Here is a 16,460-nt window from a genome sequence, read left to right on the forward strand (position 1 = left end):
TTACCCTACAATCTTCGCGCCCTCTAGTAATAAATTACTCTGGGTGGTGAGCAAGCGTTGAAGCGATCGCTCTTTTTGTCTACCGCGATGACTCGGCTTTTTGCACCCCGTCGGGTGTCGGTACCAGTCAATACATCGCATCGACTGGTTAAAATTGCTCTGAAGCTGGAGAAAAAGCCCAGGGATAGTTTCTTCAATTTTCCAATATCGAACAGGAAACGTTTATGCAATCGGCTCCACAGCAGCCTAATGTCCAAGATGTAAAAGTTCAGCTTCTCCTAACGGGAGGACATGAGTACACAATTTATCTGAAGTCAGATTCACCAGTACTGCATAGTCTCCTGAAAACAATTGTGGCTCAATCCCAAAAGCAGGAAGCGATATTTTCCTGTTTGTTTCAGATTCCCATAAATGAGGGTCATGCAGCTCTGTCTTTTGCGAGCGATCGCTTGGTTGGCATCGTTACGGAACCGCCCCTGTACGTGCAACAAAATTTACCGCCAATAGAAGAAACACCACCTCAAGCTGTAGATTTTTTACCAAACATTTTACCTTCTGAATATGTGCAAATTGATAATTTCTTAACTTTGGAGGAAAAGAATCGCTTACTCAATTATGTTTGGGAACAAGAGTCCAACTTTGTTTCTACTAGCACTTCAACAAACGATTCTGACTATCGTCGCTCAATGGTTCTCTATTCCTTTCCTGAATTTTCCGAATTGGTAGTCAATCGAATTAAAGCGATTCTCCCGAATGTATTCAGAAAATTAGAGATTCCTTCTTTTAGCGTTTCCGATATTGAAAGTCAGTTAACTTGCCACAATGACGGCAATTATTATAAGATTCATAACGATAACGGCAGCCCTGAAACTGTCACCAGAGAATTAACTTATGTTTATTACTTCTATCGTGAGCCTAAGCCCTTTTTAGGGGGAGAGTTACTAATTTACGACAGTCAGGTTGAAAACAATTTTTACGTACAATCAGAGTCGTTTAAAACAGTTGAACCTCGGAACAACAGCATTGTGTTTTTCCTTAGTCGCTATTTACACGAAGTGCTGCCTGTCATTTGTCCTTCTAAAGCCTTTGCAGACAGTCGATTCACCATTAATGGCTGGGTGCGTCGTCAAATAACGCCTAACGACTCGCATTCGCGGCTACACAAACAAAGACCACCTTCGCGGTCTAATATCAAGTCCGTTTAATTGACCGTAAAATAATTAGTCTGCCACCGCAACCACAGGGTAATTGCCCCTACAAAAAACTTATATGTATAAGCTTTGCGTAAGTCCTGTTAGTTATCTTCTGGGGATGAATTAAAGCAGGAATGCTTCCAAATGCGAACCTTTTTTACTGTTGGAGTTTGATAATTTGGCAGGGTAGTTTCACGCATAAAGTAAATAGAAAAGGTATCAAGCTGCTGTGAACCTTGGTGCTGAGTATTCCAGTTGCGACAAAGATATCGCCCATAGTAAAGACGATACTTAGAATTGTCCTTGCTCCAAAGATTCATCATGTATTTGCGCCAACGCTCGTTTGAATAAGTCGCAGATACAAGACGTGGTTTTTCCCAGCTTACAGGTGTGCCATCTTTAAAAACATCTATTTCGGTGCCATCTTTAAGCTGACCTGGAATTACATACCAGCCATCATCTTTAAGTGGATAGGGGGCAAACATATTCCATTTCTGGTCTAATCTCAACACAAGAGTCATCCAGCTAACCACTTTTGGCAGCTTAAATATAGAGGGAGCAATCGTCCTGAGATTCCACAAAGACACGCAAAGCAATAAGAGGAAGGCGATGATATCCGTCAACAACGAAGAACGCACTTCCAGGGGACGAAACTTTAAAGGAGCCGTGACTTTAGAAGCGGCGCGGCGATTTTTGGCAATGATTTCGTAGGCTTTCGTACCCGCAGATAAGACAGGACGCCATTCCAACAAGGGAGTCAGAGGTCGAAGTAAGGGTGACAGGTGACAGACGTAGGCGATCGCTTTAAATTTGAAATGTTTGTATCCTTGCCAATCCACCACTACCCAGGAATTGTGAGTTTTCATCTCCGCGAAAATTTCCGGTTCATCCTGAGCTAAAAGCAGTGGCGTTCCTGGCAATACTAAGAAGGTGCGGAGCAGATATACCGTCTTTTTGCAGAAACCGCACTCTCCGTCATAGTAGATTTTGAGTTTCTGACGTTGCGGAGTTTGCAGGCGCTGGGACATCCCATTCCAAAACTCGCTAGGGATGAAAACTAGCCAAGCGATCGCGCTGATAAACGGAAAAAGACCTAGCGTTAATCCTAGTCCAAAACCGAGATGTAACAGGATAAATGTGACTACTGCACACAAGCGGAAAAAGCTAGTACGGATGGGGATGAACAGTAAAAATGGCCCTAATAACTCAATCCCAAGCGTGGTGTAGGTTAAAAAGACGAGCAGTGCTGGAAATCCTAAGAAAAATTGACCGATAGGAGTCGCAAACTGATCGATGCTCAAGGCATAATAAACGGCGCTGCCATCTTTCCACCAGATAGGATCGGACTTCAGCGCCCATGTAAACCAGTAGATAAAGCAGATTTGTAGTGTCAAGGCGACCGTTGCACCGGACAGAATGCGCTCTGACAAAGGCTTTGAGGATGAATTGAGGGCGCTATCCACCGAATAACACGCCCCTAACGGCAAAAACATTGCCCAAAATAGCAACAAGCGAATTTCGATGTCTCCAGCACTGAGTACCATCGGGTTTCGACTATGAAGGGAAACCAAGAGTGCCCAAGATACGATGGTGACAAATCTTGTCCGATAACCGATTAGCAGTGCAAAGGCAATAAATCCAGCCAATAAGAATAGAAAACTTTGAAATAAGGCTTCACCGCTGAACAAATGTACTGACCAGAACCAAGGATTTAAGAATTGTTCAATCAGTGGGGCGCGGGGCAGGATGCCAAAATCAGTGTAGTGAGCTTTGAGATCCTGGGAACGTTTAATCAGATCGGTAACGATCAGCAATGCTAGACCGATGCGAAACAGAGCGAGCGATCGCAAGTCTAACCCAAACAGTTCCTCTAGCTTCCTCTCAAAGCTACTTTTGAATTTTTTCTCCTTGGAGAACATAGAACCTTAGCCCCTTAATTGACAATTCGGTTATAACTAAAATCTGTATAAAAGTCGCCCAAACCGCCATTCATTATCCAAATTACAGTACCACCGAATACAGAGGCACCCTGTTAGCAAAAATTAGGGTTGGAAGTTTAGTTGAACTTCCAACCCCCATCGCTTATCGAAGCAATGACTATTTAATCAATGAATGGTTTAGTTAGATTTCCGACGACGCACTACTCTCAGTCCTCCAACCATTAAGGCTAGAGCTGCCACAGTGCCTGGTTCTGGTACCTTTGTTGAACCGCCGTTGTCGCCACCATTGTCGCCACCATTGTCGCCGCCGTTGTCGCCGCCGTTGTCGCCGCCGTTGTCGCCGCCATTATCGCCGCCATTATCGCCGCCGTTGTCGCCGCCATTATCGCCGCCGTTGTCGCCGCCATTATCGCCACCATTGTCGCCACCATTGTCGCCGCCGTTGTCGCCACCATTGTCGCCGCCGTTGTCGCCACCATTATCGCCGCCGTTGTCGCCACCATTATCGCCGCCGTTGTCGCCACCATTGTCGCCGCCGTTGTCGCCACCATTATCGCCGCCGTTGTCGCCGCCGTTGTCGCCGCCGTTGTCGCCGCCATTATCGCCGCCGTTGTCGCCACCATTATCGCCGCCGTTGTCGCCACCATTATCGCCGCCGTTGTCGCCGCCGTCGTCGCCGCCGTCGTCGCCGCCACCGTCGTCGCCATTGGAAACAGTACCACCTAGCAATTTGTCACTCCCACCGCCAGCATTTACCTGCTGGAAGCGAGTTGCTATCTTTAAGTCTCCACTCTGGAATCCAGCGAAGAATTGATCTTCAATAGTGGCAGCATCAAGGTTCATGCCACTCAGTAAAAAGCTAACCATCGTAGACTGTCCAGCAGTCAAACCTTGCTGGGGATTGCCACCAGTAAAGTTTCCTGGACCAGCGGAGCGAATTCCAACATCAAACGTACCAAACGGTTGTAAATTAGCTGGACCCTCTACTGTCTGAGATGTTTTTGATTGATCGCCGAAAAGCTTTGTAAAGGTGCTTGACTCTGGATTGTAGGTGAATGAGGTGATATTATCCAGCAGATCAAACCCTAAACCAACCAAAGTCGATTGAGTTGCTCCAGCTCCAAAAGAAGGAATTTGACCAGTTGTGTTAAAGATATTTAAATTAAGCAGAACGCTGTTCGTATTAACCTGAGAAAAGCTAAAGTCTGCTAGAGCTGAAGCGCCAGTGGCAGGGTTATTAGAGGATGTACTTGTGCTATCAAAAGATACGCTGAAGGCTTGTGCTGAGTTTGGCACCAAAAAGGAAGATGCGATCGCAACGCCAGCTACTGCTAGAACGGAAGGTAGAAATGAAGTTACTTTCATCAATGAAATCTCCTTTGTAAAATAGCACGAATTAATTTGCGTTTATATATAAGGCTTTTTCTTTATGCCTGCATATTTCACGCTAGCTCATGTATTGAATATATCAGTGGCTCCGCTAAGCCACAATAGGTTTTAAGTAATTTCTCGATATCTTTAAATAAAACCGCAGCGCTCTTTATAGCTGCTTCATAATTCTACTGATGAGGGTTTTACTTAATTTATTTACCTGTTCAAAAGGAAGCCGTTCGTTAGTTTCTAATTACAAGTAAGGGTTTCTACTTAGGCTTTATAATAAATTTATATAAAAATAGATTATGTTTAGAGTTTCCTTGAAATTACATCTAAGGGTTTATACGTAACTTATTGATTGCTTTAAATAAATAGGGAACTTTCTTTATCGTTTCTTTATAGTCTATGAGGATTTCACGTAAATTATTGATGCTTTTCAAAAAGGCGATCGCTATTTTTATATCTATAAATCTCGAAACGGGTTTCACCGTCTAGGCAATCCTGAAACAGATAGAACGGCTCAGACTCGTTATAGTTCCCTTTTCTGTTGTGTATCCAAGTCCGGATGATTCTGTTGCAGTAAGTTCTGGCTACTCACAATCGGTTGCCGAGGCAGTTTCCAATACGGTTCACGAAGAAGCTATTCAAAACAAAGTAGGTTGGGTTGAGGAACGAAACCCAACAAATGCTTATGCGTGTTGGGTTTCGTTCCTCAACCCAACCTACAGATACAGGGACGGGCGATCGCTTACACCGATCCGGGCGCTATCCTCGTACTTCACCGGCATTGCAGCGGGAGCCTTTGTGTAAAAGTAGCATTCCACACTAATTGATTTGCTATTTACCACTTAATATTGATGTCGCAGAGATTTCTACAACAAATGCTGTAAGAGTGCTGGGCACGCGATCGCGCGTCGCAGCCAAGCACTCTACTTTCTTACTCTTGGCACCATTTACAGGCTTTTAAGCGTTAATCTACAGCCCCAGATGCTTTGAGCGATCGCGCGATCTCCCTGTATCGATTCATTTGGGCGATCGCCAAAGCCGTGTAGCCACCCCGGTTTTGCAAATTCACATCCGCACCAGCTCTAAGCAATATCTGGACGGCACTAGCATGACCCCGCTGGACAGCCCACATTAAAGCAGTCGCACCAGCCTCATCCTGAAGATTGATATCTGCTCCCAACGAGAGTAGCTGCTGTATCACCCCTGCGTGCCCCTGCTCAGCTGCCTTGATTAGCGCACATTTCCCGTCATTGGCTCGTGTATTGGGCTTAGACCCAGCCTCCAGCAGCACTTTCACCGTGTCAGCGTGCCCCTGCAATGCGGAGAGCGTTAACGCCGTCTCACCCAGATTTCTGGCGTTAGAATTAGCGCCCTTTCTTAACAGAGCTTCCACAATCGCCGCGTGACCATGCAATGCTGCCACCATCAAAGCGGTATCGCCCAACTTATTTCGCGTCTGGACATCCGCCCCTCGGTTGAGGAGAATTTCTACAACATCAGCATGACCTTCCACAACGGCAAAGTTTAAAGCCGTCTCATCATCTTTATCTTTCGCATTGATATCCGCGCCGCGATCGAGTAAAGCCGTCACAATATCAGTATTAGCGATCGCTGCCGCAGCCATCAGCGCGCTGCCTCCATCCGAGTTTTGAGCATTCACATCAGCACCGCCCTCCAGCAATGCTCTCACCACATCCGGATGAACTCGATCGATTGCCAGATTTAAAGCGGTTTCACCTTCTTTGTCTTTCGCATTCACATCAGCGCCTTTCGTTACCAACCGCTGAGTCACTTCTAAACGACCAAACTCAGCAGCTTGTCTCAGGGGACTTCTGCCGTCCTTGGTTTCGGCATTCGCATCTGCCCCTCGCTCTAACAAAACCTGCACCGTCTCAGCGTGTCCGAGTCCAGCGGCTAGAAATAAGGGAGAGACACCATCTTGTTCTCTACTCCCATTCACCTCAGCACCGGCATCTAACAAGGCTTGCACCACCCTAATTTTGCCCTCCTGGGCTGCCAACATCAAAGCCGTATCCTCAACCTTGTCTTTGACATTGACTTGGGCACCCGCATCCAGCAAGATTTGCACCACGTCAGCATAACCTTTCAGCGCCGCCACCATCAGCGCTGTGCTGCCATCCTCGTTGGCGGCATTCACATTAGCACCTTTGGCGGCTAACATTTTTACCACGTCAATCTGATTCGCTGCCGCCGCGATCATCAAAGCCGTCAGACGATATCGTTGTCTAGGTTGGTTAACGTTTGCACCGGCGTCCAGTAGAAGTCTGACAATCTCGGTGTAGCCGTTCTGGGCGGCAAACATCAAAGCAGTGGTGCCCTCCCGATCTGTCGCACTGACATCAGCGCCAGCGGTGATTAGCGCTTGTACCCGCTGAATTTCTCCCCGCTTCGCCGCCCTAATTAAGTCTTGATTTGCACTCACCGCTGTTGCCTCATCCCATCCGCAGCATTGCCAACTTAACCTCAAATTATACTTTTGAGAAGATGGTGTCGCTTAACCCCCAAGCTTGGAAAGGACAAAGGCAACGAGGAAGCCAATCACGGTGATTAGTCCAGTAAAATCATGGGTTTGCTCGAAAGCTTCTGGAATCATGGTGTCTGATATCATTGCCAGAATTGCGCCTGCTGCCACGGCGGTAGTTGCGGCGATAATTTTTTCGGAGGCGTGACTGAAAATGGTATTGCCCAGAAGTGCCGCGATACCGGAAACAATCGCGATCGCTGCCCACACGCCGAAGATATAGCGAACTGAACGACCTGCTTTCTTCATGCCAGAGGCGCTGGAGAGTCCTTCGGGAATATTTGAGAGGAAAACGGCTGCTACCGTCACCCAGCTGACTGCACCTCCGTGAATCGTGCTGACGCCAATCACAATTGATTCCGGAATGCCATCAAGCAATGCCCCCACTGCGATCGCTAAACCGCTTCCACTCGCCTCCTCTGATTTTTGTTGGTTGCCAGAGCGCTTGCGATGCTTGGCACCCTGATAATTTAGATACCAGTTTGCCCCTGTGTACGCGACAGCACCGCTTAAGAAACCAATCGCTGTTGAGTCGAAGCCACCCCGCTGATAAGCCTCATCCATTAGCTCAAAAGATAGCGCTGAAATTAGCACCCCGGCACCGAAAGCCATTACGGATGCGATCGCTCGCTGGGGAATTCGCACAAAATATCCCAACCCGGCTCCGAATAGCAACGCCGATCCACCCACCAATCCCCAGAAACCTGCCTGTAACCAGACTGGCAACATCAGATGCCCTCCTTCAGAAATTCCAGCCCTGCAATGTTTATACCAATTCACCTTGTTGACGCTACACTTGCGATTTGTCTCTTGCCCCCCTTAAAAAGGGGGGTTTGTCGGCTCTGTTGTGGGCAATTAGTGAAACGGTAGTAGTAGATTTTCTACTACTCAATCATCTGAGGTTATGGCGCGGTAATGACGACTACCCAACAGCAGATAGCCCTTATGATAAGTTTTATAAAGTTCCTTAATGAGCCGAATCTTATGAGCTTGGAAATCCCCGTATCGATTAAACCCTGGCTTAATTTTATTCACCCCGCCTTGATGTGGGTGCTACTGGGCACATCCCTCTATGCCCTGTATCTAGGCATTCTAGTCCGACGCACTCGCAATGCTGAAGGGGAAGCCAAAAAAGCGCTAATCAAAGGCAGGTTTAACGTCCGGCACTACCAAGTTGGTTCACTGCTGTTGGCGTTGATGGTGATAGGCACGCTAATCGGCATGGGCGTTACCTATATCAATAATGAAAAACTCTTTTTCGGACCTCACCTGCTGGCAGGTTTAGGCATGACGGGGATGATAGCAGTTTCTGCTGCACTCTCTCCGTATATGCAAAAGGGGCACGATTGGGCACGTTACACCCACATTTTTTTAAATGTTGTTCTTCTGGGACTGTTTGGCTGGCAAGCTGTGAGCGGCGTGGAAATTTTGCAAAGGATCATCAGCAAGATGTAGCCTTTGGGAGGATGCTAATCGCTAATTGCTGATTGTTCAACAACCATTAGCAATTAGCGATTAGCGATTTAGCCATTAGCCCTTTTCTTAGTTTTTTTCGGCACGGGCAAGCCCAGACTGGCATGAAAGTCTTCCTGCACTTTGGGGGTGAGGGACTTAGAAACTTGTCGTACAATTTGAGCCAAGAGGCGATCGCCCGTATTTTGAATCACAGACTTAGGCAACTTGTGAATAAACTTGGGAAACTTAATGTAAACGGACAAGTCCAGATGCCACTCAACGTAGGTGATCGCAGACACCTGATTTGGGGCGAACCTATCTGCCGGTACTTCCACTAATTTCATCGCCGACTCATAGTCAACGTCATAGCCCGGAGTCACGTAATTTGGAACGGGTACTGTCCGAACTCGATAAACACCTTGATCCCGTGGCAACAGTTCTAAGCCGATTTTTGGCTCCACCTCATAACCAAAAGCACCAAAACGCCCGATTACCAAAGCATAGCCATTCTCTCCCAGGGGTTCTACTTGCATGGGGTGAGCGCAGCGGCAGAACCAACCGTGGTGCGTATCCAGATACTTAGCAACCGTTTCGGCATCGGCATACATCTCCATGCAGCTTTCAAAGTGAGTATGAAATCGAGTCGTTTCAATCGTACTCGCGGCTTCTATGACTGCATTGTCGGCATCCATGAGACTGGACTCTGGATTCAACATTCCTGAGTGAACCTCAAATGGTACCTCAAACGGTTGACGATCGTAGAATTGCGACTGCATCACCTGCTCTCCTGCGTTGGTTGCCGTTTTCCTATATACAGGATTCCCACAATGGGCTGAATTGTTTCCATAAATTCTAATTCTTGAACAAAAGACGACAACGCCTTTGAGTTTCTACAATTAAAAAGTTAGAGTTTACTGCCAACCAAAAAAAATTCTCTGTCCACTCAGCATAGCTTGCGATTCTAAAGACTGGACACGGGTAATTTACGGAGAAATTAATGAAAGCATTTGTAGCAGGGGCAACGGGCGAGACAGGTCGTCGGATTGTACAAGAGCTGGTGCAGCGGAATATACCTGTTCGAGCGTTAGTTCGAGACATCGAAAAAGCTAGACAGATTCTACCAGATGCCGCTGAATTGGTAGTTGGCGATGTTTTACAGCCAGAAAGCCTCTCTTCTGCCCTAGGTGATAGTACGGTTCTCCTGTGTGCCACGGGTTCTAGCCCCGGCTTTGACCCGACTGGACCCTACAAGGTGGACTACGAAGGCACTAAAAATCTAGTGGATACCGCCAAGGCAAAGGGAATCGAGCATTTTGTGCTGGTTTCTTCAATTGGCGCTTCTCAATTTTTGCATCCGCTGAATCTGTTCTGGCTGATTCTGGTGTGGAAGAAGCAAGCAGAAGAATATATTCAGAAAAGTGGGTTGACCTACACAATTGTGCGACCTGGAGGTCTCAAAAATGAAGAGAACTCAGAGCCAATCGCTATGTACAATGCTGACAGTCTGTCTCTAAGTGGCAGCATTCCCCGTACTAAGGTCGCGCAGGTGTGTGTCGAAGCGCTATTTCAACCATCGGCTCGCAATAAAATTGTTGAAGTCATTACCAAGGCAGAGGCTCCGGAAAAAAGCTGGGAGCAGATGTTTGCCAGTGTAGTCTGATTATGTTCTCAGCCATCGGGCGTTTTCTCGCCAGGATGTTCTCAGCGATCGCGCGTTTTCTCGCCGGGATGCTCAGCATGACGGCGGTGCTGTGTTTGCTGCTTTATTTTAAGGGCTGGGAGGAGCTGCGATCGCGCAGCTTCCCCTACGGAAACTCGCCGGTGGCTTCACTGAGCGGGAACGGTAGCGCTCCCTTGGCAATGCAGGGGGGCGATCCCTATATCCGTGCCTTGATGCGGACAATTTCTGCTAGTGAAGCAAATGTCGCCCAGCCTTACTGGGTCATCTATGGCGGTCAGTATGTCCAAGACCTCAGCCAGCATCCCCAGATGTGCATCCCGATTGGTGTTGGCCCTAATACGGGAAAATGCTCTACTGCTGCTGGTCGCTATCAGATGCTCAACACGACGTGGCTTGAGAAGGCTCAGCGCTATCACCCGCAGCCTTCGCAGTTGCTGTTTTGGCAGTCTTATAGCTTTGAGCCACAATTTCAGGACGCTGTAGTTTATGGGTGGCTGAGTGACCGGAAAGCTTGGAAAGCAGACATTTCCAAGTTGCTGCGCCAAGGGAAATTAAAAAAGGTGTTGCGGCTGCTATCTGGCACTTGGACAAGTCTGGGTTATGGGATAGAAACCAACTCCATGAGTAGGAAGCTGCCACAGATTTACGAGCAAATGCTAAAAGAAGAGCTACAAACATTTGGGTAAAAAAACCTACGCGAGTGCGGGTTTTAAATCTAATCTGGTTCGCTTAACTTTCTATCCAACACACTCTTCGGCTTGCCCTAAAATCTCTTTCCCATCATCGTTTGTAACGTAGCACTTCCTAGAAACTCATATGAATCAGCAACGTTTTGCGGTTATAAGATGCAACACTACCTTCTGGGGTTGACGTGTTGAAAAAAATCGGCGTAGCCATCACCACCAGCCCAATAAGAAAAATATGAGCGATTAAGTCAAAGGTTGTGAAACCTTTGCTTGTACTTTTTTTGAGACCAGGTAGTAAGCACAAAGCTGGGCGGTGGAGGTTCATGGCGGACTCTAAAGGAGGTGAGGTCGAACAATCTATTACTATAGATTGTTGAATTTCTAGACTGTTCCCACCGTTTTTTTAAGGAACTTTTGAGGAAGGCGATCGCTTTTCTCCGTAGAAACCCTTGCTTTTGCTCCTTTTTTCCTTGACATTGTAAAGTTTTTACGAAAAAAACTTTAGAACCTTTGGCAATGCAATGATAATTTTATTAACCTTAAAAGATACTTGAGAGCCTGAGTTAAGAGAAAAACTAAGTATTGATTAGCCAATATAAGTTTAAGCGCGTGCAAAGCTAATTTTCATGGATTTCTAAAGGTAATCCGTCTGGATCGCTAAAGAATGTAAACCGTTTGCTGGTAATCTCATCGATTCTGATATCTTCTACCTGCACGCCTTGGGTTTTTAAATAGCAAACAGCTTCATCTATAGTTTTGACAGCAAACGCTAAATGCCTTAATCTGCAAGCTTCAGAGTGACTTACTCTTTGAGGATTAGGAAATGAAAAAAGCTCAATTTGATCGCCGCTACCAACTCTCAAATCTAACTTGTATGAGCTTCTTTCTTGTCTGAACGTTTGTTTGATAATTGAGAATCCTAAAACCTCTACATAAAATTTTTTGGATTTTTCATAGTTAGAGCAAATAATTGCAAGCATTGCCATGCGCGATCGCGTCACGTATCACTTGCCTTAACCAATATTATTAGCTTGGTACAGGCTTAGCTAAAAACTGCCTAACCTGGTCAAAAAATACCCTTGGATTTTCCAGATGAATATTATGCCCACAATTACTAATTAGATTAACTTTGGCGGCTCCACACAAGCTCGCCATTTCCGAGTTAATGATTCTAAACTTATTATCATATTCACCGACTAGCAAAAGCAGAGGGTTTTGGTTCTGTTTGAGTGCTTCCCATAAAGAAGGTTGACATCCAGTACTCAAATTGCGTAGGGACTTAGCTAATTCAAAGGGATGATTTTGTAACCGAGATTCTATCATCTGCTCAAATTTAGGATGTTTTTTGAGAGAAACAAAAAGCTGTTGATTATACCAATTCGTTAAAAATGCTGAAAAATTAGTGGTTAATAATTCCTGCGATAATTCTAGATCCCGCTGGAGTCGTTTCCATCGTTCCCGTTCGGTTTTCAAACCAGGCGATGCCGATTCCAAGACAACTTTAGGGAAACGTTCGGGGAAATAAAGCGTCAAATATAAAGCCAATCGTCCACCCATCGAATAGCCAACCAAAAAACATTTTTCAATGCTTAACTGTTCTAGCAAGTGGAGCAAAGCGTGGGCAGTGTTTCCCATTTTATAGCACTCATCTCCACCCATAACCTTAGTTTGTCCATGACCCGGAAGATCAACTGCAAGACAACAAAATTGGTCAGACAAAAATGAGATAACTTGATTAAATTCATTGCAGTCACCCATAAAGCCATGTAAAAACAGGATTATAGGTTTATCTGCGCTACCGCTCAAAGAATAGTGAAATTGATAGTTGTCAAACGTCATCCTCTACAACTGTTTTATCAAAGCTGATTTGCTTAATAGTAATACACTACCAAAGTTGCGATCGCATCCTCTGTCACCAGCACTACCAAAGTTGCGATCGCTATCCTGACTGGATCGGCAAGCAATTCAGCATAATTTGCGAAGCGGCTGCATAACGCCTTCCATCTTTGTTGACGAGTGGAAGCTTTTGTCATCCCTCCGTTAAGGGGCGATTGAGTAGGGTTAATCCGCGATCGCTTCCTTCAGCTTCCCCAACATACTGCCACAACTAAAATTCTTAATGAATCTTATCATTTTTAAGAATTTATATTAAATTATTTTATGAATATTAACACGAATTCTGTCGCGTTTTCAAAGTGAATATTATGACAATAAAAGTGAATATTATGAGCGAAATTTCCAACTATTCCTACCTTAGTGTATTTACATAATCAAGACATTTTGTAGTTAATAGTTTTAAATTTGTTATTTTATTTACCAACTATTATTCTTCATAAATTCATTTTTTTGCTAGGATTTATTTTACCAAGAACACTCAGTTTTTATTATTTACTTTACGCAATAACTAATATCTTTTTTTGGTTTTTTTAAAAACTTATTTCCATATAACAGTTAAATTTTTATATGATGTTAAAAATAAAATTAATCGTTGCTAATACCAAATTGACAAAAACGAGGAAAAGCCGTTTCTCTTCACTAATGTCGCTAGTTTAGCATCCTGTTTAATTCGTTTTGGATTGATCCCCTTGGACTTGACAACCTGGAAAGGCTGATTCAAGCACAATCTTATAAAACGTTGTAGTAAATAAAGGTTGACGTTTAAAGCAAATTGCCAATCTATCGTATAGCCAAACATTTTCCCGGTTTAAGCAACTTAGCAAGTTAATCAAGATGTATGAGAGATTTAGCCTTGTGTAGTTTTCATCCCCAAATAAATTTCAAATTTATTTGTTTTAAGTTAGTAAAATTAACAGTAAAACTAAATCGAATCCAAACAATATTATCCTCTAAAAAGACTTAGGAATTTAACTTAAGCCTTGTAAAAATATCAAGGTTGTATTTCTATTGTTGCTAAAAATTACCCTTAAAAACATTGAATCTTGAAAGCTTCACAGGTCAGCCTTGACAAGCACTTGAGAAAACAAAATTTGAAGTAGCACAATCCCTTTCCTTTAAGTATGGGACAGCGGCTAGCTTCTTACTTGTGGTACTCTCCAAGTAGTTGAGTTGAAAGAATTTGCGAACTTCTCAAAGTATTTGCCTTTGGTTTCTTCGCGCCTCTTGAGCAAAAATCTCAAATGCGGTCTTCCTTCCAAGCGCGTCGTAGATGTTCGCTTCTTCATTTCAGCCACAACCGCCACCCCGTCATGATTGTCGCTGTGGTTTCAGATATCGATTTCATAAACTGCCGAGGGAATAATCATGCCAAAGTTAGAATTGACAATTAGGCAGGTGATTGACTTAGTTAAACAACTGCCACAGGAGGATAAGTCCATACTATTGGACGCGATCGCCTCGGAAAGAAAGGTGAAGGGCACAGATAGGTTAACAGAGAAAGAGCAGCAGATGCGCGTCTTGAGTGCTGAACAGGGACTGGATTGGGACGGCTTGTGTGAAGACGACCAAGAGGTACTCGTTGATAGCTTGCTGCACAAGCACAAGTAAATCCCTAGGTCGTTGTCTTCGATACCAATGTTTTTTTCTGGCTTCCACGCAAAGGGAAGCCAGTTTTGTAATCTAACGAACTAAGGCAAAAATCGATCCAAAGCTTCTTTTAGCTTTTCAATTTCAACTTCAATATTGCCTTCTTCAGCTGCGCGGGCGATACACTCAGTTAAATGTTCATCCAAAATTATCCGCGCCACCCGATCTAGGGCACCCCGCACAGCAGCAATCTGCACGAGAACTTTGGGACAGGATTCGCTTTCCTGCACCATATTTTTTATGCCTCGGACGTGTCCTTCAATCCGAGACAAGCGATTAACAACCCGCCGCAGTGATTCTTCGCTGTGGACATGATGATGGGGAGACTCTTCATTCCCATGCTCGTGAGTATGAGAACGATCGTGGACGGGTAAGGTTTCGTCAGTTAGCGGATTCGATCCAATCATGGAGAGTCAATAAGGCAGCATTTGTATTCCACATCGTAGCCTATTTAAGTATCTGCTCCTCTAGAGATGCAGAATCGTACTACACTGCACTTCGTGCCGCTACGCTCGCCGTGCCGCCTCGAAGAAGGCGTCTCTATGTTTATAGAAATTTGGGATGTAGGGAAAACCGCATCAGTGCTTGAGCCTGAGTTCAGTCGCTTCACCTGTAAAAATAACTATAGGGATATTTTTTGTTACCAGATAGATCATCACAAAGCTAGAAAATTGATGCTATGCAATTTCCAAAGTTTTTTCGGTTTCTGCGTCAAGTCAGTACTTATGTAATTGCCACCTTTCTAGGAGGCGTTGTGGCGTTTGGCGCTTATCGTGTCTTGCCGTCTCAGGCTGGTCCTGCCCCCAAGGAAGTTGCACTTACTCCAGGGGCATCAGGGCTGGTAGCGCAAAGCAGTATTTCTAGAATTCCAAATACTGCGGCTACTGGCAGTTTTGTCACAGCGGCGGTGAATCGGGTAGGAGCGGCAGTAGTCAGAATTGATACCGAGCGCACAGTTAACCGTAACATCGATCCGTTGTTTGATGACCCATTCTTCCGGCGTTTTTTCGGTGAAGAGTTGCCCAGAGGGCCGCTGCAAGAGCGCCTACGCGGTCAAGGCTCTGGTTTCATCATTGACAAGAGTGGGATTATTTTGACAAATTCCCATGTGGTCAATCAGGCGGATAAGGTGACTGTCACCCTCAAGGATGGACGTACATTAGAGGGGAAGGTACAAGGTGCCGATCAGGTAACGGATTTGGCGGTGGTCAAGATCGATGGAGGCAGCGACTTACCAGTGGCACCGCTGGGAGATTCTAACGAAGTGCAAGTGGGAGACTGGGCGATCGCAGTCGGTAATCCCTTAGGATTGGATAACACCGTCACCTTGGGAATTATTAGTACCCTCAAACGCTCTAGTGCCGCCGTGGGGATTCCCGACAAGCGGTTGGATTTCATTCAAACCGATGCAGCGATTAATCCGGGTAACTCCGGCGGGCCACTGTTAAATCAACAGGGTGAAGTGATTGGCATCAACACGGCAATTCGTGCTGACGCAATGGGGATAGGCTTTGCGATTCCGATTAATCAAGCCAAAACAATCTCTGTCCAGCTGGCGCGTGGGGAAAGAGTAGCTCATCCCTATCTCGGCGTTCAAATGGCAACCCTGACGCCCCAAGTAGCTGCTGAAAATAACAGCGACCCCAATGCTCCCTTGCAGGTGCCGGAAATCAACGGCGTCCTAGTAGTGCGAGTGTTGCCAAATACCCCAGCTGCCAAAAGTGGAATTCGCCGGGGGGATGTGATTTTGGAGATTGACGGGCAACCCGTGAAGACTGCCGCCGAGTTGCAGAGAATTGTCGAGAATAGCCGTGTCGGTCAGGTTCTACAGATGAAGGTGCAGCGCGCCAACCAAGCGACATCCATCAGCGTCCGTGCTGGTGAATTACAAGAACAATCTTAATTAGTACTGAGGACTGAGGACTGAGGACTGAGGACTGAGGACTGAGGACTGAGGACTGAGGACTGAGGACTGAGGACTGAGGACTGAGGACTGAGGACTGAGGACTGAGGACTGAGGACTGAGGACTGAGGACTGAG

The 16,460-nt window shown here is 45.7% G+C and carries 17 protein-coding genes; 7 read left to right on the forward strand and 10 right to left on the reverse strand.

Going from position 1 to position 16,460, the window contains the following annotated elements:
- The gene (locus tag ACFW2W_RS27030; RefSeq protein ID WP_378185103.1) at window positions 1–141 is read right to left on the reverse strand and encodes a hypothetical protein; all 141 of its coding nucleotides are present in this window, start codon (window positions 139–141) and stop codon (window positions 1–3) included.
- An 83-nt stretch (window positions 142–224) separates the two neighbouring features.
- Between ACFW2W_RS27030 and ACFW2W_RS27035 the strand changes: the two genes are divergently transcribed.
- Window positions 225–1,205 (forward strand): 2OG-Fe(II) oxygenase, encoded by a 981-nt coding sequence (locus tag ACFW2W_RS27035; protein WP_378185105.1) that lies wholly within the window; start codon window positions 225–227, stop codon window positions 1,203–1,205.
- Window positions 1,206–1,294: 89 nt separating this feature from the next.
- On the opposite strand, the gene ACFW2W_RS27040 is transcribed toward ACFW2W_RS27035, so the two are convergent.
- Together ACFW2W_RS27040 and ACFW2W_RS27045 are read right to left on the reverse strand one after the other, a co-directional pair.
- Window positions 1,295–3,112, reverse strand: a complete 1,818-nt coding sequence (locus tag ACFW2W_RS27040; protein ID WP_378185107.1) for a DCC1-like thiol-disulfide oxidoreductase family protein — start codon at window positions 3,110–3,112, stop codon at window positions 1,295–1,297.
- Between the two features lie 198 nt (window positions 3,113–3,310).
- Complete coding sequence (locus ACFW2W_RS27045) at window positions 3,311–4,498, reverse strand: PEP-CTERM sorting domain-containing protein (RefSeq protein WP_378185109.1); 1,188 nt, start codon at window positions 4,496–4,498, stop codon at window positions 3,311–3,313.
- A gap of 558 nt (window positions 4,499–5,056) precedes the next feature.
- Between ACFW2W_RS27045 and ACFW2W_RS27050 the strand changes: the two genes are divergently transcribed.
- The gene (locus ACFW2W_RS27050; protein WP_378185111.1) at window positions 5,057–5,317 is read left to right on the forward strand and encodes a hypothetical protein; all 261 of its coding nucleotides are present in this window, start codon (window positions 5,057–5,059) and stop codon (window positions 5,315–5,317) included.
- Between the two features lie 160 nt (window positions 5,318–5,477).
- Here the strand turns inward: ACFW2W_RS27050 and ACFW2W_RS27055 are convergent, their stop codons facing one another.
- Together ACFW2W_RS27055 and ACFW2W_RS27060 are read right to left on the reverse strand one after the other, a co-directional pair.
- On the reverse strand, window positions 5,478–6,956 hold the full coding sequence (locus ACFW2W_RS27055) for an ankyrin repeat domain-containing protein (RefSeq protein WP_378185113.1): 1,479 nt from the start codon (window positions 6,954–6,956) through the stop codon (window positions 5,478–5,480).
- Window positions 6,957–7,028: 72 nt separating this feature from the next.
- Window positions 7,029–7,784, reverse strand: a complete 756-nt coding sequence (locus tag ACFW2W_RS27060; RefSeq protein ID WP_378185115.1) for a ZIP family metal transporter — start codon at window positions 7,782–7,784, stop codon at window positions 7,029–7,031.
- A 255-nt stretch (window positions 7,785–8,039) separates the two neighbouring features.
- On the opposite strand from ACFW2W_RS27060, the gene ACFW2W_RS27065 reads away from it, so the two are divergent.
- Window positions 8,040–8,510, forward strand: coding sequence for a DUF4079 domain-containing protein (locus tag ACFW2W_RS27065; RefSeq protein WP_378185117.1), 471 nt, complete (start codon window positions 8,040–8,042; stop codon window positions 8,508–8,510).
- Between the two features lie 68 nt (window positions 8,511–8,578).
- Here ACFW2W_RS27065 and ACFW2W_RS27070 read toward each other — a convergent pair whose 3' ends face one another.
- Window positions 8,579–9,286, reverse strand: a complete 708-nt coding sequence (locus ACFW2W_RS27070) for a DUF1997 domain-containing protein (RefSeq protein ID WP_378185119.1) — start codon at window positions 9,284–9,286, stop codon at window positions 8,579–8,581.
- 221 nt (window positions 9,287–9,507) lie between these two features.
- Here ACFW2W_RS27070 and ACFW2W_RS27075 point away from each other — a divergent pair, with 221 nt between their 5' ends.
- Window positions 9,508–10,170: an NAD(P)H-binding protein gene (locus tag ACFW2W_RS27075; protein WP_378185121.1), complete on the forward strand. Its 663-nt coding sequence runs from the start codon at window positions 9,508–9,510 to the stop codon at window positions 10,168–10,170.
- Between the two features lie 2 nt (window positions 10,171–10,172).
- Window positions 10,173–10,877 carry a glycoside hydrolase gene (locus ACFW2W_RS27080; protein ID WP_378185123.1) on the forward strand — a complete coding sequence of 235 codons (705 nt, stop codon included), beginning with the start codon at window positions 10,173–10,175 and terminating at the stop codon, window positions 10,875–10,877.
- A 617-nt stretch (window positions 10,878–11,494) separates the two neighbouring features.
- On the opposite strand, the gene ACFW2W_RS27085 is transcribed toward ACFW2W_RS27080, so the two are convergent.
- Genes ACFW2W_RS27085 through ACFW2W_RS27095 form a run of 3 tightly spaced genes read right to left on the reverse strand, consistent with a single transcriptional unit; the run spans window position 11,495 to window position 12,910 of the window.
- Window positions 11,495–11,863, reverse strand: a complete 369-nt coding sequence (locus tag ACFW2W_RS27085) for a VOC family protein (protein ID WP_378185125.1) — start codon at window positions 11,861–11,863, stop codon at window positions 11,495–11,497.
- Between the two features lie 40 nt (window positions 11,864–11,903).
- Window positions 11,904–12,716, reverse strand: coding sequence for a 2-succinyl-6-hydroxy-2,4-cyclohexadiene-1-carboxylate synthase (gene menH / locus ACFW2W_RS27090; protein ID WP_378185127.1), 813 nt, complete (start codon window positions 12,714–12,716; stop codon window positions 11,904–11,906).
- A 32-nt stretch (window positions 12,717–12,748) separates the two neighbouring features.
- Complete coding sequence (locus ACFW2W_RS27095) at window positions 12,749–12,910, reverse strand: hypothetical protein (RefSeq protein ID WP_378185129.1); 162 nt, start codon at window positions 12,908–12,910, stop codon at window positions 12,749–12,751.
- A gap of 1,228 nt (window positions 12,911–14,138) precedes the next feature.
- Between ACFW2W_RS27095 and ACFW2W_RS27100 the strand changes: the two genes are divergently transcribed.
- Entirely contained in the window at window positions 14,139–14,381 is a 243-nt protein-coding gene (locus ACFW2W_RS27100) for a hypothetical protein (protein WP_378185131.1), read from the forward strand.
- 80 nt (window positions 14,382–14,461) lie between these two features.
- Here the strand turns inward: ACFW2W_RS27100 and ACFW2W_RS27105 are convergent, their stop codons facing one another.
- Window positions 14,462–14,827 (reverse strand): metal-sensing transcriptional repressor, encoded by a 366-nt coding sequence (locus tag ACFW2W_RS27105; protein WP_378185133.1) that lies wholly within the window; start codon window positions 14,825–14,827, stop codon window positions 14,462–14,464.
- A gap of 272 nt (window positions 14,828–15,099) precedes the next feature.
- Here ACFW2W_RS27105 and ACFW2W_RS27110 point away from each other — a divergent pair, with 272 nt between their 5' ends.
- Window positions 15,100–16,323: an HhoA/HhoB/HtrA family serine endopeptidase gene (locus tag ACFW2W_RS27110; protein ID WP_378185135.1), complete on the forward strand. Its 1,224-nt coding sequence runs from the start codon at window positions 15,100–15,102 to the stop codon at window positions 16,321–16,323.
- Window positions 16,324–16,460 lie beyond the last annotated feature (137 nt).

It is taken from the genome of Coleofasciculus sp. H7-2 (genome assembly GCF_042747725.1).
GTDB lineage: Bacteria > Cyanobacteriota > Cyanobacteriia > Cyanobacteriales > FACHB-T130 > FACHB-T130.